The sequence below is a fragment of the Burkholderiales bacterium genome, from assembly GCA_015075645.1.
Classification (GTDB): domain Bacteria; phylum Pseudomonadota; class Gammaproteobacteria; order Burkholderiales; family Casimicrobiaceae; genus VBCG01.
This window is the reverse complement of record JABTUF010000003.1, coordinates 592,773-611,385: the sequence shown is the minus strand read 5'-3', so window position 1 is coordinate 611,385 and position 18,613 is coordinate 592,773. Positions and strand designations below refer to the sequence as shown.

At 70.9% G+C, this 18,613-nt stretch carries 15 protein-coding genes and 3 pseudogenes; 10 read left to right on the top strand and 8 right to left on the bottom strand.

Translation table 11 applies throughout. The annotated features are described in order from the left end of the window. Positions 1-90 precede the first annotated feature (90 nt). Together HS109_09835 and HS109_09830 are read left to right on the top strand one after the other, a co-directional pair. The gene (locus tag HS109_09835) at positions 91-1,515 is read left to right on the top strand and encodes a flavin monoamine oxidase family protein (protein MBE7522669.1); all 1,425 of its coding nucleotides are present in this window, start codon (positions 91-93) and stop codon (positions 1,513-1,515) included. Continuing rightward, the gene (locus HS109_09830) at positions 1,499-2,056 is read left to right on the top strand and encodes a hypothetical protein (GenBank protein MBE7522668.1); all 558 of its coding nucleotides are present in this window, start codon (positions 1,499-1,501) and stop codon (positions 2,054-2,056) included. Before HS109_09835 ends, HS109_09830 begins: the two co-directional genes overlap by 17 nt. Positions 2,057-2,425: 369 nt before the next feature. Here the strand turns inward: HS109_09830 and HS109_09825 are convergent, their stop codons facing one another. From HS109_09825 to HS109_09800, 6 genes are all read right to left on the bottom strand, one after another. After that, on the bottom strand, positions 2,426-3,826 hold the full coding sequence (locus HS109_09825) for a coniferyl aldehyde dehydrogenase (protein MBE7522667.1): 1,401 nt from the start codon (positions 3,824-3,826) through the stop codon (positions 2,426-2,428). Positions 3,827-3,861: 35 nt separating this feature from the next. Next, positions 3,862-5,313 (bottom strand): patatin-like phospholipase family protein, encoded by a 1,452-nt coding sequence (locus HS109_09820; GenBank protein MBE7522666.1) that lies wholly within the window; start codon positions 5,311-5,313, stop codon positions 3,862-3,864. Continuing rightward, positions 5,310-6,209 (bottom strand): tetratricopeptide repeat protein, encoded by a 900-nt coding sequence (locus tag HS109_09815; protein MBE7522665.1) that lies wholly within the window; start codon positions 6,207-6,209, stop codon positions 5,310-5,312. Before HS109_09815 ends, HS109_09820 begins: the two co-directional genes overlap by 4 nt. Positions 6,210-6,213: 4 nt before the next feature. Beyond that, complete coding sequence (locus HS109_09810) at positions 6,214-7,137, bottom strand: alpha/beta hydrolase (GenBank protein ID MBE7522664.1); 924 nt, start codon at positions 7,135-7,137, stop codon at positions 6,214-6,216. A 178-nt stretch (positions 7,138-7,315) separates the two neighbouring features. Then, entirely contained in the window at positions 7,316-7,852 is a 537-nt protein-coding gene (locus HS109_09805) for a methylated-DNA--[protein]-cysteine S-methyltransferase (GenBank protein ID MBE7522663.1), read from the bottom strand. Continuing rightward, entirely contained in the window at positions 7,849-9,282 is a 1,434-nt protein-coding gene (locus HS109_09800; GenBank protein ID MBE7522662.1) for a helix-turn-helix domain-containing protein, read from the bottom strand. Before HS109_09800 ends, HS109_09805 begins: the two co-directional genes overlap by 4 nt. A gap of 496 nt (positions 9,283-9,778) precedes the next feature. On the opposite strand from HS109_09800, the gene HS109_09795 reads away from it, so the two are divergent. From HS109_09795 to HS109_09785, 3 genes and pseudogenes are all read left to right on the top strand, one after another. Continuing rightward, a complete protein-coding gene (locus tag HS109_09795) occupies positions 9,779-10,774 on the top strand; it encodes an ABC transporter substrate-binding protein (GenBank protein MBE7522661.1) in 996 nt (331 codons plus the stop codon). Next, the gene (locus HS109_09790; protein ID MBE7522660.1) at positions 10,722-11,603 is read left to right on the top strand and encodes an ABC transporter ATP-binding protein; all 882 of its coding nucleotides are present in this window, start codon (positions 10,722-10,724) and stop codon (positions 11,601-11,603) included. Before HS109_09795 ends, HS109_09790 begins: the two co-directional genes overlap by 53 nt. Then, positions 11,600-12,397: pseudogene (locus HS109_09785) on the top strand (ABC transporter permease). The gene HS109_09790 and the pseudogene HS109_09785 overlap by 4 nt, the downstream one beginning before the upstream one ends. A gap of 73 nt (positions 12,398-12,470) precedes the next feature. Here the strand turns inward: HS109_09785 and HS109_09780 are convergent. Further along, positions 12,471-12,702 (bottom strand): annotated as a pseudogene (locus HS109_09780) (helix-turn-helix transcriptional regulator). A gap of 454 nt (positions 12,703-13,156) precedes the next feature. Further along, positions 13,157-13,456: a QacE family quaternary ammonium compound efflux SMR transporter gene (locus HS109_09775; GenBank protein ID MBE7522659.1), complete on the bottom strand. Its 300-nt coding sequence runs from the start codon at positions 13,454-13,456 to the stop codon at positions 13,157-13,159. Positions 13,457-13,547: 91 nt separating this feature from the next. Here HS109_09775 and HS109_09770 point away from each other — a divergent pair, with 91 nt between their 5' ends. From HS109_09770 to HS109_09750, 5 genes and pseudogenes are all read left to right on the top strand, one after another. Beyond that, the gene (locus HS109_09770) at positions 13,548-14,285 is read left to right on the top strand and encodes an FAD-dependent oxidoreductase (GenBank protein ID MBE7522658.1); all 738 of its coding nucleotides are present in this window, start codon (positions 13,548-13,550) and stop codon (positions 14,283-14,285) included. Positions 14,286-14,388: 103 nt separating this feature from the next. Then, positions 14,389-14,733, top strand: a complete 345-nt coding sequence (locus HS109_09765) for an FAD-binding oxidoreductase (protein ID MBE7522657.1) — start codon at positions 14,389-14,391, stop codon at positions 14,731-14,733. A gap of 76 nt (positions 14,734-14,809) precedes the next feature. Then, a pseudogene (locus tag HS109_09760) lies at positions 14,810-15,781 on the top strand (TAXI family TRAP transporter solute-binding subunit). Next, on the top strand, positions 15,781-16,272 hold the full coding sequence (locus HS109_09755) for a DUF1850 domain-containing protein (protein MBE7522656.1): 492 nt from the start codon (positions 15,781-15,783) through the stop codon (positions 16,270-16,272). Before HS109_09760 ends, HS109_09755 begins: the two are co-directional and overlap by 1 nt. Positions 16,273-16,285: 13 nt before the next feature. Next, entirely contained in the window at positions 16,286-18,565 is a 2,280-nt protein-coding gene (locus HS109_09750; GenBank protein ID MBE7522655.1) for a TRAP transporter permease, read from the top strand. The last annotated feature ends 48 nt before the right edge of the window (positions 18,566-18,613 follow it).

Sequence of the window (18,613 nt, the reverse complement as noted above, 5' to 3'; positions counted from 1 at the left end):
GCCGATGACGAATCCTGAACCGTCGATCGGCGCCCCGGTGCCGCGGTCGCAGGGGCGCGCCTGATCCTGCATCGGCATGGACCTCCCTCGATGAATCCATCCGTCGAACGCGACCTCGCGACCATCCATCACGGCCTGCCGCCCCGGCACGGCAAGCGCCATCGCGTGATCGTCGTGGGGGCGGGCATGGCCGGGCTCGTCGCCGCGCGCGAACTGCTGCGCGCCGGCCACGATCCGCTGCTGCTGGAGGCGCGCGGGCGCGCCGGCGGCCGCATCTACACGATGCGCGAGCCGTTCGCGCCCGGGCTGTACGCCGAGGCGGGCGCGATGCGCATCCCGCGCTCGCACGAACTGACGCTCGCCTACGTCGACGCGTTCGGCATCGCGGTCAAGCCGTTCACGATGCACAACCCGAACGCGTACTGCCATCTGTTCGGCCGGAAGCTGCGGTTGGCGGAGTTCGAACGCAACCCCGATCTCCTCGGCAGCGAGCTCGCGGAGCACGATCGCGGACTCACGTCGGGTGCGCGCTTCGAGGCGCTGATGAAGCCTTTCGCCGAGAAGATCGAGCGCGACGGCGAACGGGGCTGGGCCGAGATCGCCGCGAAGTACGACGGCTACTCGACCCGGGAGTTCCTCGAGGAACAGGGCTGGTCGGAGGCGGCGATCGAGCTCTACGGCCTCGTGTGCAACCAGGAGTCGATCATCAGTGCCTGCTTCCTCGAACTGGTGCGCGAGGAGGTAGGCCGCTTCTACACCGACATGGTGCGCATCGACGGCGGCAGCGACCGGTTGCCCAACGCGTTCCTCGCGGGACTGCGCGAGCGCGTCCGCTTCGGCGCGCGCATGATCGCGATCGACCAGTCCGAGACCGAGGTCACCGTCCACTATCAGACCGACGCCGGAAGGATGCGCGCGACCGGCGACTATGCGATCGTCACCGTGCCGTTCCCGGTGTTGCGCCACGTCGAGGCGCTGAAGCCGTTCTCGCACGCGAAGCGGCGCGCCATCCGCCAGCTCCGCTACGACGCGGCCGCGAAGATCTTCTTCCAGTGCCGGCGGCGGTTCTGGGAGGTGGACGACGGCATCTTCGGCGGCGGCACCGTCACCGACCTGCCGGTGCGCAACGTCTACTATCCCGAATCGGGCCGCGCGACCGGCCGCGGCGTGCTGCTCGCGAGCTACACCTGGGCCGAGGACGCGCAGCGCTGGGGCTCCCTCTCCCCCGACGACCGCATCGAGCAGGCACTGGAAGATGTCGCGCAAATCCACCCGCAGGTCGTCGACGACTTCGAGGTCGGCGCGTCGTGGATGTGGCACGACGATCCCCACGCCGGAGGCGCGTACGCGCTGTTCGAGCCGTCCCAGCAGGGGCTCCTGCACGAGCACATCATCGCGCCCGAGGGGCGCATCCACTTCGCCGGCGAACACGCGTCGCTCGCGCACGCGTGGATCCAGGGCGCGATCGAATCCGGCCTGCGCGCGGCGCGCGAGATCCATGCGCACGCGGCGTAGCGTCGCGGCGCTGGCCTCGGCAGCCGCGGTCGTGACTGGATTGGCCGGCGGTGCGGGCACGGAGCGGCCGCCGGCCGGGCAGACGCTCGACGTGTCGCGCGAGATCACCCTGCCCGCTTCCGTCGCCCGGCCCTGTATCGCGGTGATCGCGTCGGGCGCCTCGATCCTCATCGCGCGCGATCCGCTCGAAGCCGCGGCCGCGGCCACGCCGCATGCGTGGAAGGACGAGCGCGAACGCCAGGCGCTCATTCGCGGCCGGCGCGCGAAGGCGCTGCTCGCGCAGGTCGCGGGTTCCGTCGACGACTCCGGATGTGCGCCGATCGAGGCGGTGAGGCTTGAGGACACCGCGCATCTCGTCGCCGAACTTCTCGAGGCGGGCGAGGCCGCGGTCGTCGCCCACGGCGCGACTTCGGCGGACCGCACGATCGCCGTTCGCTACCAGGGCCTGCGCGCCGGACCGACGTCCGGATTCGGCGAGATCCGCTTCCTTCGCGGCGAGCCCCGGAGGGAGTTCCTCACCGTCCATTGGTGGCGGAGCTGAACGCGCCCCACGCGGCAGCAACGGAACGGGTTGGCGGAAAGACGTCAGGCTGAAGCCGACCTTGCGCGGCGATCACCATGTCGCCGGACATCCTCGTAGGTCAGGCCCGACGGGGTTCGGTGCATCGGGGAGAAAGGCGATGCTCGCTGCATCGAAGCGAGAAGCGTCCGGCTGAAGCCGGACCCACCAGCCATCCGAAGCGTCCGCCTTCCCTGTGGGTCAGGCTTCAGCCTGACGGGGCTCGCCGGATGGAAGCGAAAGGCGTTCGACTGAAGTCGAACCTGCATGGAATTCGCAACGGCGCTCGATGCGCCGCCACCGGAGACGCCGCCGCCCCTGTCAACTGTCAACTGTCGACTGTCAACTGATTCACCCCGCCACCCGCTTCAACAGCGCGAGCACCTTCTCGAACGCCGCACCATAGGGCGGGCGCAGCAGCTTCGCCGCGGTGAACCGCGGCTGCACGTAGACGCCCTTCATGTGGCTGAACGTGCGGAAGCCGGTCTCGCCATGGTAGGCGCCCATGCCGGAGGCCCCGACGCCGCCGAACGGCAACCCCTCGTGCGCGAAATGCCACAGCGTGTCGTTGACCGTGACGCCGCCGGCGACGGTGCCGCGCAGGATGCGCGCGATCGCCGCGCGATCTTGGCCGAACGCATAGAGCGCGAGCGGGCGCGGCCGCACGTTCACCTTCGCGATCGCATCGTCGAGGTTCGCGCAGACCTCGACCGGCAGGATCGGTCCGAAGATCTCCTCGCGCATCACCTGCATGCGATCGTTCGCGCCGACGACGAGCGTCGGCGGCAGGCGTCGCGTCGCGGCGTCCGGCGCCGCGCCCTCCGGCAGCGTCACGATGCGCGCCCCTTGCGCGCGCGCGTCGTCGATGAGCCCCGCTAGCCGCGCGTAGTGCCGGTCGTCGACGATCGCCGTGTAGTCGTCCCCACGCATCGGATCGGGATAAAGGGTGCGCACCGCGCCGGCGAGGGCGGCGACGAACGCATCGAGCTGTGCCTGCGGCACCAGCGCGTAGTCCGGCGCGATGCAGGTCTGGCCCGCATTCAAGAGCTTGCCCGCCGCGAGTCGCGGAGCCACGAGGGCGAGGTCCGCGCTCGCATCGACGATCGCGGGACTCTTGCCGCCCAGTTCGAGCGTCACCGGCGTCAGGTTCTCCGCAGCCGCCTTTGCAACCAGGCGTCCGACCACGGTCGAGCCGGTGAAGAACAGGTGGTCGAACGGCAGGCGCGAGAACGCCGCACCGGTCGCGGCGCCCCCTGTCACGACCGCGAACTCGTCGGGAGCGAAACGCGCGGCGATCGTCCGGGCGAGGAGCGCGGAGGTCGCGGGCGTCACCTCGGAGGGCTTCAGCATCACGCGGTTCCCCGCGGCGAGCGCCGCGATCGCCGGCGCGAGCGCGAGTTGCACCGGGTAGTTCCACGGGCTGACGATCCCCGCGACGCCGAGCGGCTGCGGCAGGATGCGCGCGCGGCCGGGCTGCAACTGGATCGGCGTGGGCACCCGCACCGGACGCATCCATCGCGCGAGCCGCCGCATCGCGTGCCGCGCCTCGGAGGCGACGATGAAGAGTTCGGCGAGTCGGGTCTCGTGCGCCGAACGGTGCCCGAAGTCGCGGCCGATCGCCGCGACGAAGTCGTCCTCGTGGTCGCGCACGATCGCGGCGAGTCGCGCGATCCGGTCGCGGCGGTCCGAAAGATCGGGATACGGTTCGCGCGCGAACGCCGCGCGCAGCGCGTCGAAGCGGAGCCGAAGCAGCGCCTCGTCCGCGTCGGCTTCGCGGTGCGCGGCGCTCACTGCGCGGGACCTTCGCGCCGGGTCTTCGTGGCGTCGAGGTCCTCCAGCAGCAGCGCGAAATCGGCCGACGTGCGCAGGATCGCCGCGGGCGCCGCCCGCAGGCGATCGACCTGCTCGCGGGTGAGCACCCACGACGTCGGTGTCTGATTCAGGAACGTGCGCTCCTTCGGATCCGGGTGCGCGTCGATCGACACATCGATCGCGTAGAGGTCGATGTCGGGCACATCGATCCCCTGCCCTTTCGCGCCGCGGCCGCCCCGGAGCGCGCCCGATTCGCGCAGCTCGCGAACCGTGTCCCAGCGTGCCACGATGTCCTTCAGGATCTCGACCGCCTCGTACGAATAGCGGTCGATCGGCACGCCGGTCGCCTTGAGCAGGATCTGCAAGTCGTTCGGCGGACGCTCGGTGCGATCCCAGTTCGTGGCGGGCACCGACAGCGAGTTGACGACCAGCACGACGACGCGCCGGATGCGGTTGATGCGCTTGCTCTGGCGCAGCACGGCGGACGCCTCGATCTCCTCGAGCGATTCGATGATCGCGCGCACGCCGAGGTTGTCGGAGATGCCGCCGTCGACCAGATGCAGGTACGGGCGGTCCTTGCCGTCCTGGTAGGCGTTCATCTCCTTGATCCGCTGGAGCGCGCGCCCCGCTGGCCGGAGCCGGTTGTCCGGATCCTCGAACTGCCGCAGCCAGTACGGCGGCCGGAAACCGCAGGTGCCGCCGTAGTTGTTGATCGTCACCGGCGACATCACGAGCGGCACCGCCGAGGACGCCGCCGCCGCGCGCGAGACCGGCATCGTGAGCAGGTTCGAGCAGATCAGGTCGAACTCGGATTGCGAGAATGCGAGTCGCGAGCCGGTCGAGATGTCGGTCGCGGAGGCGAGGATCATCGGGCCGGGAGTCGCGTCGAGGTCGGCGTAGGTCTTGTGCTCGAACAGCAGGTCGTCGTAGAGCTGCGCCGCCATCTCCGAACGGCCCCATCCTTCGGAGACCAGGTCCGGCCAGGTCGCAGGATTGAGGAACCGCGCGACGAGGTCGCCTTGCACGTCGTGCTCGAGGAAGCGCGTCACGTAGTCGTCGAAGAGCTTCTCGCCGTAGAGCCCGTAGGCCAACGCCGTGAAGCTCCCGCCCGAAACGCCGGTGATGAGGTCGACCTGATCGAGGAGGCGCGTGGGCTTGCCGTCGATCGAGACTTCGATGCGCCGCAGTTCCTCCAGCACGCCGAACGAGAACGCGGCCGCGCGCATGCCGCCGCCGGAGAACGCGAGCACCACCACGGTCCCCGGGTCGTTGCCCGGCCGCTCGGGCCGATTCTCCAGCCGATAGCCGGCCCGCCGATCGAAGGTCTCGAGCGGCGGATTCACCGGACGGCTCGCGCAAGCGGCGAGCAAAGCAGCGACGAGCGTGAAGACGATCGCCGAGTAGACCCGTTGCGGGATCGCCTTCATCGCGCGCCCGGCGGCGGTGCCCGGCCGAGATCGCGCGCGAGTTGTCCCGCGCGCGTCCCCAACACCTCCGCGCACTCGGGCTGGAGCTGGGCGCAGCGCACCAGGTCCACGCCCGCCGCGGCGTCATCGCCGAGCTGGATCGACACCAGCGCGCGTTCTCCCAGCCATAGCGGTTCCCCGCCCGAGACGATCGCGCGATCGTAGGCCTCGCGCGCGCCCGCCCAATCGCCGGTCGACGCCAGTGCGAGGGCGAGGCGGTGCTGGTCCTCCGGCGCACCGCGCGCATCGGCGACCCGACGCAGATCCTCGAGCGCCCCCGCGTGATCGCCAGACACGACACGGGCGAGCGCGCGGTCCGCGCGCCAGCGCGTGAGCGTCGCCGCATCGACTCCCCCAGCGTCGCCGATCGCGAGCGCCCGGTCGAAATCCGGAATGCCGTTCGCCGGCTCGTTCGCCTGGATCCACGCGAGGCCGCGCGCCGCATGAGCGTCCGCGTCGTTGCCGTCGAGCTCGATCGCGCGCGTGAAATCGGCGATCGCCGCCTCGGGATTGCCGGCGGAGTATCCGCGTTGTCGCCACGCGGCCGCCCAGTCCGGTCGCTTCTCGATCACGCGGTCGAAGGCGATGCGCGCCGCATCGGTGCGTCCCGCGGAGAGCGCTTCCACGCCATCCGCGTATGCGCGCTCGACCGCCTGCCGCTCCACTGTCCGCCACGCGAGCACGGCGATCACGATCGCCACCGCGGCGAGCGCGATCCACGCCGAGGCGCGCAACGCCGGGCGGCGCGCGCCGATCGGAATGCCGCCCTGCCCGTCGTCGATGCCGGTCGGATCGTAGGGCGACACCGGCGGGCGCGGGCGCGGGCGCGGAGACGACGGCGGAACAGGATCGCTCATGGTCTCACCGATGAAGTGCCGTTCGCGCCACCGCACCGAGCGCTGCCTGCGCCGCGCGCGCGGCCGCGGCATACGGTGCGGCGCGCAGGAATCCGTGCGGCAGCGCCGTCGCCTCGGCGAGGCTCGCGTTCACGTCGGCCTCGGCGAATCGATCGGCGAGCGCGGCACCCTCGTCGCGCAGCGGATCGAGTTCGGCGATGACGATGTGCGCGGGCGGCAACCCCGCGAGCGTATCGCGTGCCGGCACCGCCCTCGCGCCGCCGTCGTCGGATTCCGGCGGCAGGTAAGCCCGCCAGTACCCCTGCATGTCCTCGCGCGTGAGCGTCGGCGATGCTGCGTGCGCGAGGTAGCTCGAGGTGTCGAATTCGGGCGCGACGACCGGATAGATCAGCAACTGGAACGCGATGGCCGGACCGCCGCGGTCGCGGGCCTCGATCGCGCAACCGAGCGCGAGGTGCGCGCCGGCGCTGTCGCCCGCCACGGCGATGCGGCGCGGATCGACGTCGAGGGAGCGGGCGTTCGCGTGGAACCACGCGAGCGCGGCGTATGCGTCGTCGTTGGGCGCCGGATAGGGATTCTCCGGCGCGCGGCGGTACTGCACGCTCGCCACGACCGCGTTCGCATCGCGCGCGAGCGCGGCGGCCGCGCCGTCGTGCGTCGCGAGGCTGCCCGCGACCCAGCCGCCGCCGTGCAGGTAGACGATGCCGGGCAGCGTGCCGGACTCCGGGCGGTAGATGCGGACGGAGAGTTCGCGTCCCGGCAGCGTGATCCACGCATCGCCGCGTGCCACCGCATCCTCGGGCGCCGGGAACCGGCGCGCGATCACCTCCATGCGCTGGCGTCTCGCCTCGGGCGTGGTCGAGGCGAGCGGCGGGACCTCCGCGGCGACGCGGGCGAGGTAGTCGGCGAGTCCGGGATCGAGGGGCATCGAGGCTTCGTCGAGGCGCGGCGCGCCGCGCCCCCGCACTATGAACGCGTGGACGCCGCCGGGCAAGCCGAGGCCGGGATCAAGCGGCCGGGGCCGCGACGCCGCACGGCATGCAGCGGGCGAAGCACCATCGGGGCACCGGGAACGGCGAGCGCGGCGTCGGCACGGCGCAACGCGCTCAGCGCGTGGATGCAGGCCCTCCGGCGACGGCATCGCGGCGCGCGTCGAGCGCGACGTGCTCGAGCGCGAGCAGCACGCGCTTGCGCTCGAGCCCGCCCGCGTAGCCGGTGAGCGAACCGTCGGACCCGACGATCCGATGGCAGGGCACGACCACCGACACCGGATTTCGCCCGACCGCCGCGCCGACCGCCCGCACCGAGCGCGGACTTCCGATCCGTCGCGCCAGATCGGCGTACGAAGCGGTGCGCCCCACGGGCACCTTCGCGATCGCGCGCCAGACCCGCTGCTGGAACGCCGTGCCCTCGGGCGCGACCTCGAGTTCGAAGCGGTCCCGCCTGCCGTCGAAATAGTCGCGCACCTGACGCGCCGCGTCGCGCAACAACGGATCGCCCGGCGCCTCCCGCCAGTCGTCGCCGGGCGGCACGTCGTGCTTCTGGCCCACGAACCACAGGCCGACGAGCGTTCCGCCGCGCGCGGCGAGTCGCACCCGTCCGAGTCGCGTGTCGCAATGGCACCACCTGATCGCATCGTTCATGTCGTCGCTCCGTTCCACAAGTGCATCACCGCATAGGCGCGCCACGGGCGCCACGCGCCGCTGCGCGCCTCGGCCTCCTTGGCGGAGGCGACGCCCATCGCCCGCCGGACGACGAGGTCGCCGGCGAGGAATGCGTCGGGCCAGCGCAGAGCGCGCATCGCGATGTAGTTCGCCGTCCAGTCGCCGACGCCCGGCAGCGCCGTCAGCGCGCGTATCGTCGCGTCGACGTCGGCGCCCGGATCGAGCGACAGGGCGCCCTCGTCCACTGCCGCCGCGAGCGCGTGCACCGCCCGTGCCCTTGCGGCGACGAGGCCGATTCCCGCGAGTTCGCCCGGCGCGAGTGCAGCGAGGGCGTGCGCAGGCGGGAAGAGCCGCGCCGGACCGTCGCGTGAAACGTCCACCGCGATGCCGTGCGCCGCGACGAGCCGGCCGAGCAAGGTGCGCGCGGCCTTGACCGACACCTGCTGGCCGACGATCGCACGCACGGCGAGTTCGAAGCCGTCGAACGTGCCCGGCACGCGCAGGCCCGGACGCGCACCGGCGAGCGACCCCAGCGCCGAGTCGATCTCAGCCGGATCGGCGGCGAGGTCGAACGCGTGGCGCACCCGGCCGAGCACCGAAGGCACGACGCGGGCGAGCGAAGACGACAGAACGACGCCGATCGCGCTCCGGCGCGCCCGATGGCGCACGGTCACGCGGCCCACGTGCGTCTGCGCGCCGCGTCCCACGGCGAGCGTGCGCGTGTAGCTCGCCTCGTCGGCCGACTCGATGCCGTCGACCGCGCGGTCGCGCAGAAAGCCGAGCAGCGCATCGAAGGCGAACGGAGGACGGTAGGCGAGTTCGAACGCGAGGACCTCGGCGTCCGCCGCGCCGGACTCGCGGCGCAGGCGCGACGGCGCCATCCGGTAGCGTTCGCGGAACAACGCGTTGAAGCGGCGCACGCTGGCGAATCCGCTCGCGAGCGCGACGTCGGTCACCGGGAGGCGCGTGTCGGTGAGCAGGCGCTTCGCGAGCAGCAGGCGATGGGTCTGCGCGTACTCGACCGGAGACACGCCGAACTCGGCGTCGAACACGCGGCGCAGATGACGATCGGACACGCCGACCCTCGCGGCGAGTCCGGCGGCGCCGTCGTCGTCCATCACGCCCGACTCGATCAGTTCGATGGCGCCCTGCGCGAGTCGCGACGAGGCGTCGATCGCGGCACGGCCGGGCGCGAGTTCCGGACGGCAACGCAGGCAGGGGCGAAAGCCGCGCGCCTCGGCGGCCGCGGCGCTCGTGAAGAAGCGGACGTTCTCGCGTCGCGGCGTGCGCACGCGGCAGACCGGCCGGCAGTAGATGCCGGTGGTAGCGACGCCCACGTAGACGCGACCGTCGAAGCGGGCATCATGGGTCGAGAGCGCGCGCCAGCAGGCTTCCGCGTCGAGGTTCATGGGCGCCATCCTACGCCCGGCACCGAGGGCGGACTCGCCGTTTTCGGACCACGTATCCGACCCCGCGTGTTCCCACCGTCGTGTCGGGCTGAAGCCCGACCCACAACCGCGCCCCGTGGGTCGGCCTTCAGGCCGACATCGCGCCCGCCGTCGTAGGTCGGCCTTCAGGCCGACATCGCGCCCGCCGTCGTAGGTCGGCCTTCATGCCGACATCGCCTCTCACCGTTGTAGGTCGGCCTTCAGGCCGACATCAGGGATCAGGAATCAATCAGGACGCAAAGGACAGACGCGCCGGCGACTCCCGGGGCGGCGCATCGAGCGCCGGTGAGCGTCCTCGGTGTCGGACTGAAGCCCGACCCACAGCAGACGTTGGTGGGTCGGCCTTCAGGCCGACGCCGTTCCTTCGCATCGGCACGGATTCCGTCGGGCTGAAGCCCGACCCACGGCGATGCGCGTTCCCGGCATAATCGGCCCTCGCATTCGCCCGGGAGGTCCGATGGAATCGCCAGGCCGCCGACGCTTCGCGCTCCTCGCGCTGTGCGCGCTCGCCGCTGCATCGCTCGCGGGGCTCGCGCATGCGCAGGGCAGGGACCGGGTCGTCTTCGCCACCGACTGGTTCGCCCAGGCCGAGCACGGCGGTTTCTACCAGGCGCAGGCCGAAGGCATCTACGCGAAGCACGGGCTCGACGTGACGATCAGGATGGGCGGTCCGCAGGTCAACGGACTGCAACTCCTCGCGGCCGGACAGCTCGACGTCGCGATGGCGGACGGGCTGCAGGTCCTGAGCGCGATCGAGCAGAAGGTCCCGCTCGTCGCGATCGCGGCGACGTTCCAGAAGAATCCGACCGTGGTCATCGCGCACCCCGGCGTATCCCGCCTCGAACAACTGAAGGGCAAGCCCATCGCGATCGCTTCGGCCGCGAACACGACGTTCTGGCCGTGGCTCAAGGCGCAATTCGGTTTCGACGACGCGCAGAAGCGCCCGTACGCGTTCTCGGTGCAGCCGTTCCTCGCAGATCCGACGCTCTCGCAGCAGGGCTTCGCGACCTCCGAGCCGTTCTCGATCGAGAAGGCCGGCGTGAAGCCGGTCGTGTTCCTGCTCGCCGACTTCGGCTATCCGCCCTACTCCGAAGCGCTGGTCGTCCGGCGCGACACGCTCGTCCGCCGCGCCGACGTGCTCGAACGCTTCGTGCGCGCGTCCGCCGAAGGGTGGAAGAGCTACCTCGCGAATCCGGCGCCGGGGAACGCGCTCATCCGGAAGGACAATCCGCAGATGAGCGACGAACTGCTGGCCTTCAGCGTCGACCAGATGAAGAAGCACGCGATCGTCGAGGGCGGCAGCGCGAAGCGGGACGGACTGCTGTCGATGACCGACGCGCGCTGGCGCGCCACCGTCGATTTCCTGAAACTCACGCGGCTCGCGAAGCCGGACGTCGACTATGCGAAGGCGTGGAGCCTCGCGATCGTGCACGGCGTCAAGGTCCTGCCCTGAGCATTCCCGCGCACCGGCCGGCGCGGAACGACGCTCCGCGGTCGCCTTGTCGGGCGCCGCCAAGACCTGGCCCAACGGCACCCGCGCGCTCGACCCGATCGATCTCGAGGTCCGCCGCGGCGAGTTCCTGACGGTGCTCGGCCCTTCGGGCTGCGGGAAGTCGACGCTGCTGCATCTGATCGCGGGCCTCGAAGCGCCGACCTCGGGCGACATCGCGTGGTGGGGCGCCCCGTTCGAGCGGACCGGCACTTCCGGCCGCCGTCTCGCGATGGTGTTCCAGGCCCCGACGCTGATGCCCTGGGCGCGGGTCGACGCCAATGTGCGCCTGCCGCTCTCGCTCGCCGGCACGCCGCGCGACGAGGCGGATCGCGCGGTGGATGACGCACTCGCCCTCGTCGGGCTCGCCGACAGCGCGCGTCGCTGGCCGCGCGAACTCTCCGGCGGCATGCAGATGCGCGCCTCCATCGCGCGCGCGCTCGTCACCCGCCCCGACCTCCTCCTGATGGACGAGCCGTTCGGCGCGCTCGACGAGTTCACGCGCGCGCGCCTCGACGACGAACTCTCCGCGCTGTGGCGCGAGCGCGGACTGACCGTCGTGTTCGTCACGCACAGCATCCACGAGGCGGTGTACCTGTCGACGCGCGTCGCGGTCATGGGCCCGCGCCCTGGCCGCCTGGTCGACGAGGTCGAGATCGACGAACCGTTCCCGCGCGGCGAGCGCTTTCGCGTGACCACCGCATTCGCGGGCTACGCCGAACGGCTGTCCCGGCGCATCGCCGAGGCCGGCGGCGGCATCCCGGATGACGCCGGCAGAAGCAGGCGCAGATGAATCGCGCGGCCTCCGAGGGCGCGTCGCGCTGGCGCTTCGCGGCCCCGGCGATCGTCGCCGTCGCGGTGCTCGCGCTGTGGCAGGCGTGGACGGTCGCCTGGGACGTCCCCGCGTGGCTCGTTCCGTCTCCGCTCACCGTCGCGCGCACGCTCGTCGCCGATGCGCCGCTGCTCTTCGCCTCGCTCGGTGTCACCGTCTCGATCGCCCTGACCGCGCTCGCGCTCGCCATCGTCTGCGGGGTCGCGATCGCGCTCGTCTTCGTCCAGAGCCGCTGGATCGAGACCGCATTCACGCCCTGGGTCGTGCTGCTGCAGGTCACGCCGATCGTCGCGATCGCGCCGCTCATCATCATCTGGGTGAAGGACACCCGCACCGCGCTCGTCCTGTGCGCCGTCGTCGTCGCGATCTTTCCGATCGTCTCCGACACCACGCTCGGACTGCGGAGCGTCGATCCGCGCCTCGCCGACCTGTTCCGCATGAACCGCGCGACGCTGGCAGGTGCTGACGCGCCTGCGCATCCCGAGCGCGCTGCCGTACTTCTTCGGCGGGCTGCGCATCGCGAGCGGCCTCGCGCTGATCGGCGCGGTCGTCGCCGAGTTCGTCGCCGGCACCGGCGGCCAGGGCGCCGGCCTCGCCTACCAGATCCTGATGGCGGGCATCCAGCTCGACATCCCGCGCCTGTTCGCCGCGCTGGTGCTGATCGCGCTCGCCGGCGTCGCGTTCTACCTCGGGCGGCGCTCGCCTCGAAACTCGCGCTCGGGCAGTGGCACGAGAGCGAGCTGTCCGGGCGCTGAGAGCTGTGAAAGAACCCGGCAGCGGCGCGATCGAGGCCAACGCTTGGTCAAGCCGCCGGCTCGAGCGGCACCTCCAGCCCGGGAACAGGGCACGGCAGGGTGGCAATTCAGCGCCCGGGCGAGAACCTTCGCGCGCTCGACCCCAGGTTGACCCGGCCGTTCTCGATGGCAGAGATGTTCGCCTGCGACATGCCGGTCAGCTTGGACAACTGGCTCTGGCTCAGCTCCTGCAACTCGCGCAGGATGCGCACGGACTCGCCCACGCTCACCTCCACGCGCCGCCTGGCGGGACGAAAGGTCTTCATGTCAGGTTCTTCGATAGTCGTGAGGCGTCACGTGGACCACCTGGATCAGCTGCACCTCTGCGGCGACGCGATAGATCACCCGCCACTGCGCTCCCAGGCGTGACGATCGATGTCCTTCCATTCGCCGGACAGCGCTTCGTCGCGAAATCCCTGATCGCGCGCAGTCCCGGTGGTCCGGAGAGCACGGCGATGTCCTTCCACTTCTCGTAGCGCTTCAGGATCTCGATCGGCACGGAACCCGACGGCTGCCTGTCGACGCGGCGGTGCTCCTCGAGGCGCCACATGTATCATCATGGATATGCCGCATATGGCATGTCAAGCCCCGCGTGTCCGCGAATCAGTCGGCCTGCCCGCATTCCGAGGCGGCCAGCCGCCGGCGACGATGTTCGCGGGTGCAGCCCTGATCCACGGTGGCCAAAGGCTCCCGGCGATACGCCTCAATCCGTCACGAGCTTCAAGCCGACGATCCCGCGACGATCAATCCCACGCACGAGAGCCGCGCGACCGTGGCCGCCTCGCCGAACAGCACGATGCCGAGCGCCACCGTCCCGACCGCGCCGATGCCGGTCCACACCGCGTAGGCCGTGCCGACCGGCAGCGTCTTCATCGCCCAGCCGAGCAGCACGACGCTCGCGACCATCGCCGCGCCGGTCCCGAGGCTGGGCCAGGTCCGCGTGAATCCCTCGGTACTGCCCGGCCCGATCGCCCAGCCGACCTCGAAGAGTCCCGCGACGAACAACGCGAACCACGCCATGCTCCGCCCCTTGCGATGGGAAAGCGCCGATTATCGCTCCGCCTGTGGTCCAATACGCTCGATGCCCCGCGCCCGCAGCCGCTGAAAGGCCATGGAGAGCTTCGACGTCGTGGTCGTCGGCGGAGGCGTGGTCGGGACGTCGATCGCCTGCCACCTCGCGATGCTCGGCGCCCGCCGCGTCGCGCTCCTCGAACGCGGCACGCTGGGCGGCGGCACCACCGCGCAGTCCTCGTGCATCCTGCGCACGCACTACTCGGTGCGCGAGGACGCGGAACTCGCGCACGCGGCGATCGGCATCTTCGCGCGCTTCGCCGAGTACCTCGAAGACCCCGAGGCGGTCTCCGGCTACAACCGCTGCGGGCTGATGATCGTCGCGCCGGAAGGGGCGCGCCGAGGCGCTGAAGGCGACGCTCGCGGTCGAGCGCTCGCTCGGCATCGACGCGCGCGACCTCCCGATCGCCGAGGCGCGCGAGCGTCATCCGCTCGTGTCGTTCGACGACATCGCGCACGTCGGCTTCGAGCCCGACGCGGGCTACGCGGACGCGCACCTCGTGCTCTCGTCGTTCGTGCGCGCCGCCCGCCGTCGCGGCGTGTCGTTCCGCGAAGGCGTGAACGTGACCGGCCTCGTCCGCGACGCCGCCGGACGGGTCACCGGCGTGCGCACGCCGGCGGGCGAGCTACGCGCCGGCGCCGTCGTCTGCGCCCAGAACATCTGGTCGCGCGAGGTCGCGGCGTGGACCGGGATCGACCTGCCGCTCACGATCTCGCGCCACGCCGTATTCACGCTCGAAGGGCCCGCGGCCCTACACGAAGGACCTGCCGGTGCTGAAGGATCTCGCGTCGCACGCGAAGCTCTACCTGCGGAGCTACGCGACGCGCCAGCTCCTGGTCGGCGACGGCAACGAAGGCGAGACGCTCGACCACCCGACACCGTGCAGGCCGACGTCCCGCTCGACCACGTCGTCGAACTGGGTGCGGAGGTCGCGCACCGCCTGCCCTCGTTCGCCGAGGCCGGGCTCGCGTCGTCGTGGACCGGCGTCTACGACGTGACGCCCGACTGGAATCCGGTGCTGGGCGCGCTCCCCGGGGTCGAGGGGCTAGCGGTCGCCTACGGGTTCTCCGGGCACGGGTTCAAGCTCTCGCCGATCGTCGGCCGGCTCCTCGCCCAGCAGGTGCTGGGCCTTCCCACCGACTACCCGCTCGAACCCTACGCGCTCGAGCGCTTCGTCACGGGACGGCTCCTCTCCGGCCGCTACGGCTCCGGGGCGGTCTCCTGACCGCTCCGGACGCGCTCGCCGTGGCATACTGACCGGACGATCGCCCGCCGCGTCCGCGGGCTCCTGGGGAGGTTCCATGCGTCAACAGCGCCTTATCGCCGCGGCCGCGATCGCGGCCGCCGTCGCCTTCGCGGGCCACGCCACCGCGCAGGAGCGTGTGTTCTTCGGCATCGCCACCGGCGGCACCGGCGGCACCTACTATCCGCTCGGCGGGATGCTCGCCCAGCTCATCAGCAACAAAGTGACGATCGGCGGCAAGAAACTCTCCGCGACCGCCGAGACCGCGGGCGCGTCGGTCGCGAACGCGCAACTCCTCGGCCGCAAGGACATCGAGAGCGCGCGTCGTCGCGGCCGACATCCTCGACGCCGCGTACAACGGCAAGGGCCAGTTCGACGGCAAGCCGCTCAAGAACCTGCGCGCGCTGGGCGCGCTCTATCCCGAGCAGGTGCAGCTCGTGACGCTCGCGTCGGCCAACGTCAACACGTTCCGCGACCTGAAGGGCAAGAGCATTTCGTCGGGCTCGCCCGGTTCCGGCCAGTGGCAACTGCTGGGCGACCTGCTCGAGACCTACGGCATGACGCGCAAGGACATCGGCGAGGACCTGTCGTCGTTCACCCAGTCGGTCGACAAGATCAGGACGGCAACCTCGTCGCCTCGCTCATCACCGCCGGCGCGCCGACCTCGTCGATCACCGACCTCGCGAACGCCCGCGACATCCGCATCGTGCCGCTCGCGGGGCCGGAGATCGAGGCGCTGCGCAAGAAGCAGCCGTACTACGCGAACGTGCAGCTTCCGGCGAACACCTACAAGGGCCAGGCGGCGCCGGTCGACACGCTCGCGGTGATGGCGGTGTGGGCGACGCACGACGGACTCTCCGACGCGATGGCCTACGAGGTGACCAAGGCGCTCTACGAGAACACCGCGACGTTGGGCCAAGTGCACCCGAAGGGCAAGGAGATCTCGCTCAAGACGGCGCTGCTGTCGGTATCGATCCCGCTGCATCCGGGCGCGGAGCGCTACTACCGCGAGAAGGGCCTCATCAAGTGATGCCCGGGCCCGGGATCGGGCTCCTGCTCGTCCCGGGCCTCGCCTTCGCCGCTGCGGGCGCCGACACGGCCTGCCTCGCCATCGCCTCGCACCCCGACGGCCGGCCGCTCGCGCAGGTCGAGGCAGGACGCGAAGCGTTCACGGTGTCCTACGTGCATTCGGTCACGCGCACCCCGGTCGAGGAGCGTTACCGCGTGGAGGGCGACGCCATCGTCGAGACCGAGATCCGCTTCCGCCGGCACGGCCCGGGCCTCCCGACCGAAGCGGACGCGGGCGGGCAATGGCGCCGCGACGGCGATGCGTGGGTGGTCTCGATGGCGCGCCGATTCCATACGATCGCGATGCGCGTGCACGCCGACCAGCGGTGGCGCCTCGTCGCCGAAGGCGACCCGCGTCCGGTGAACCTCGCCCAGTGGGGCAATCGCGCCGTCGCACTCAGTGCGCGACCGGGACCGTGCCTCACCGGCCCCACCGGCTTCGGCGCGCGCTGAACCACGTTCCGCGATGAGCAGGCACGACCGCGCCCACGCACCGTCGCCGCACGGCGGCGCGCTCACCGACTCGATCGAGGCCGTCTCGCAGGAGAAGCAGGCCGAACTCATCCGCGCCTACGACGCGGAATCGAATTTCCGCAAGCTGGTCGGCCCGATCGGGCTCTTCGTCACCACGATCGCGGTCGTCCTGTCGTCGTTCCACATCTACACCGCCGGATTCGGACTGCTGGACGAGATCAAGCACCGCTCGTTCCATCTCGCGCTGGTGCTGGGCCTGATCTTCCTCGTGTTCCCGCGTCCGGCGCTGCCGAAACGCACGGCCGACGCGGCGAAGGCCTGGGGCTGGAGCCTCGTCTTCTCCGCGTTCTACGTCTATCTCGCGTGGTCGCTGGTCGACCGGCTCTCGACGCTGGGCGAGGTCCGGAACGGCGCGGCCTTCGTCGGATTCATCGCGCTGGTGGCGCTCATCTCGCTCCCGTTCCCGCAGTTCGGGGGCACCGGCGATCGCGTGTCCTGGCTCGACTGGCCGCTCGCCGCCTGCGCCGCATCGATCTCCGGGTACTTCCTCGTCTTCTTCGACGACGTGTTCATCGGTCGCGTCGGCGCACCGATCGCGCAGGACTACATGATGGGCGTGCTCGCGATCGTGATCGTGATGGAGGCGACGCGGCGCACGATGGGCCCGCTGCTGCCCGCGATCGGCATGACCTGCCTGCTCTACGCGCTCCTCGGCCGGCACATGCCCGGCATCCTCGCGCACCGCGGTTATCCGGTCGACCGCGTCGTCAACCACATCTACGTGGGCACCGAAGGCATCTACGGAATCGCGGTGGGCGTCGTCGCCACCTACGTGTTCCACTTCGTGCTGTTCGGGATCCTCGCGCAGATCACCGGGCTCGGCCGCCTGTTCATGGACCTGGCGACGATCGTGGCGGGACGGTTCTCGGGCGGGCCGGCGAAGGCCAGTGTCGTCTCGTCCGGACTCTTCGGGATGATCTCGGGCTCCGCCATCGCCAACGCGGTGACGACCGGGTCGCTGACGATCCCGCTGATGAAGAAATACGGCTTCTCCGCGCGGTTCTCCGGCGCCGTCGAAGCCTCGGCGTCCTGCGGCGGGCAGGTCACGCCCCCGGTGATGGGCGCCTCCGCGTTCGTGATGGCGGAACTCCTCGGCGTGCCCTACAAGCTCCTCGTGATCGTCGCGATCGTACCGGCGCTGTTCCACTACTTCGCCTGCCTCACGATGGTCCATCTCGAGGCGAAGCGGCTGCGGCTGAAAGGCGTCGAGCCGCATCTGATCCCGAAACTCTCGCGCGTGATCGGCGAGAGCTGGCACCTCGTGTTCCCGCTCATCGCGCTGGTGACGATGCTGCTGCTCGACTACACGCCGTTCCTGTCGGCGTTCTGGGGCATCGTGCTGTGCTTCGTCTGCTCCTACATTCCGCTCATCGCGCGGAAGCTCGGCTGGGGCGAGTTGCAGGGCCGCACGCTCACCTGGGGACCGCTCGTCGAAGGATTGTCCGAGGGCGCCAAGTACGCGCTCGCGATCGGTGCGGCGTGCGCGTGCGTCGGCCTGATCCTCGGCACGCTGACGCTCTCCGGGCTCGGATTCAAGTTCTCGGGCGCGGTCGTCGACCTCGCCGGACAGGCGGGCACGGCGATCCGCGCGATCGATCCGACCGGAACGATCACCCAGAACGGCGCTCAGGTGTTCTTCGGCCTCATCTTCGTCGCGATCGCCTGCATCCTGATGGGCACCGGCATCCCGACGACGCCGACCTACATCATCCTCGCGTCGATCGCCGCCCCCGCGCTCGCGACGCTCGGCGTGCCTCTGCTCGCCACCCACTTCTTCGTCTTCTACTACGGCGTGCTCGCCGACGTGACGCCGCCGGTCGCGCTCGCCGCCTACGCCGCCGCGGGCATCGCCGGATCGGAGCCGATGCGCACCGGCCTCACCGCGTTCCGGCTCTCGATGGGCAAGGCGCTCGTGCCGTTCATGTTCACCTACACGCCGGCGCTGCTGTTCATCGACTTCACCTGGAGCGCGTTCGTCTCCGCGCTCGTCGCGGGCGTCGTCGGCATCCTCGCGCTGTCGGCCGCCTTCTCGCGCCACTTCGCGACCTCGATCACGCGCGTCGAACAGGCGCTGCTGTCGATCGGCGGGATCGTGCTGGTGTTCAACCAGTTCTGGCTGAACCTCGCCGGCTTCGTCATCGTCGGCGCGATGCTCGCCGCCAACGTGCTGCGCTCGCGCCGGGCGCCCGGCCACGCACCGGACCCGGGTTAGGGGTTTGTCCGACAGACCCTCGGAGGGCGTCCGGCTAACGTCGACCGG

Bases quoted from the DNA above. Each gene is read 5' to 3' on its own strand.
- HS109_09835 (MBE7522669.1), top strand. From the start codon at position 91: ATGAATCCATCCGTCGAACGCGACCTCGCGACCATCCATCACGGCCTG.
- HS109_09830 (MBE7522668.1), top strand. From the start codon at position 1,499: ATGCGCACGCGGCGTAGCGTCGCGGCGCTGGCCTCGGCAGCCGCGGTC.
- HS109_09820 (MBE7522666.1), bottom strand. From the start codon at position 5,313: ATGAAGGCGATCCCGCAACGGGTCTACTCGGCGATCGTCTTCACGCTC.
- HS109_09815 (MBE7522665.1), bottom strand. From the start codon at position 6,209: ATGAGCGATCCTGTTCCGCCGTCGTCTCCGCGCCCGCGCCCGCGCCCG.
- HS109_09810 (MBE7522664.1), bottom strand. From the start codon at position 7,137: ATGCCCCTCGATCCCGGACTCGCCGACTACCTCGCCCGCGTCGCCGCG.
- HS109_09805 (MBE7522663.1), bottom strand. From the start codon at position 7,852: ATGAACGATGCGATCAGGTGGTGCCATTGCGACACGCGACTCGGACGG.
- HS109_09800 (MBE7522662.1), bottom strand. From the start codon at position 9,282: ATGAACCTCGACGCGGAAGCCTGCTGGCGCGCGCTCTCGACCCATGAT.
- HS109_09795 (MBE7522661.1), top strand. From the start codon at position 9,779: ATGGAATCGCCAGGCCGCCGACGCTTCGCGCTCCTCGCGCTGTGCGCG.
- HS109_09790 (MBE7522660.1), top strand. From the start codon at position 10,722: ATGCGAAGGCGTGGAGCCTCGCGATCGTGCACGGCGTCAAGGTCCTGC.
- HS109_09775 (MBE7522659.1), bottom strand. From the start codon at position 13,456: ATGGCGTGGTTCGCGTTGTTCGTCGCGGGACTCTTCGAGGTCGGCTGG.
- HS109_09770 (MBE7522658.1), top strand. From the start codon at position 13,548: ATGGAGAGCTTCGACGTCGTGGTCGTCGGCGGAGGCGTGGTCGGGACG.
- HS109_09755 (MBE7522656.1), top strand. From the start codon at position 15,781: ATGCCCGGGCCCGGGATCGGGCTCCTGCTCGTCCCGGGCCTCGCCTTC.
- HS109_09750 (MBE7522655.1), top strand. From the start codon at position 16,286: ATGAGCAGGCACGACCGCGCCCACGCACCGTCGCCGCACGGCGGCGCG.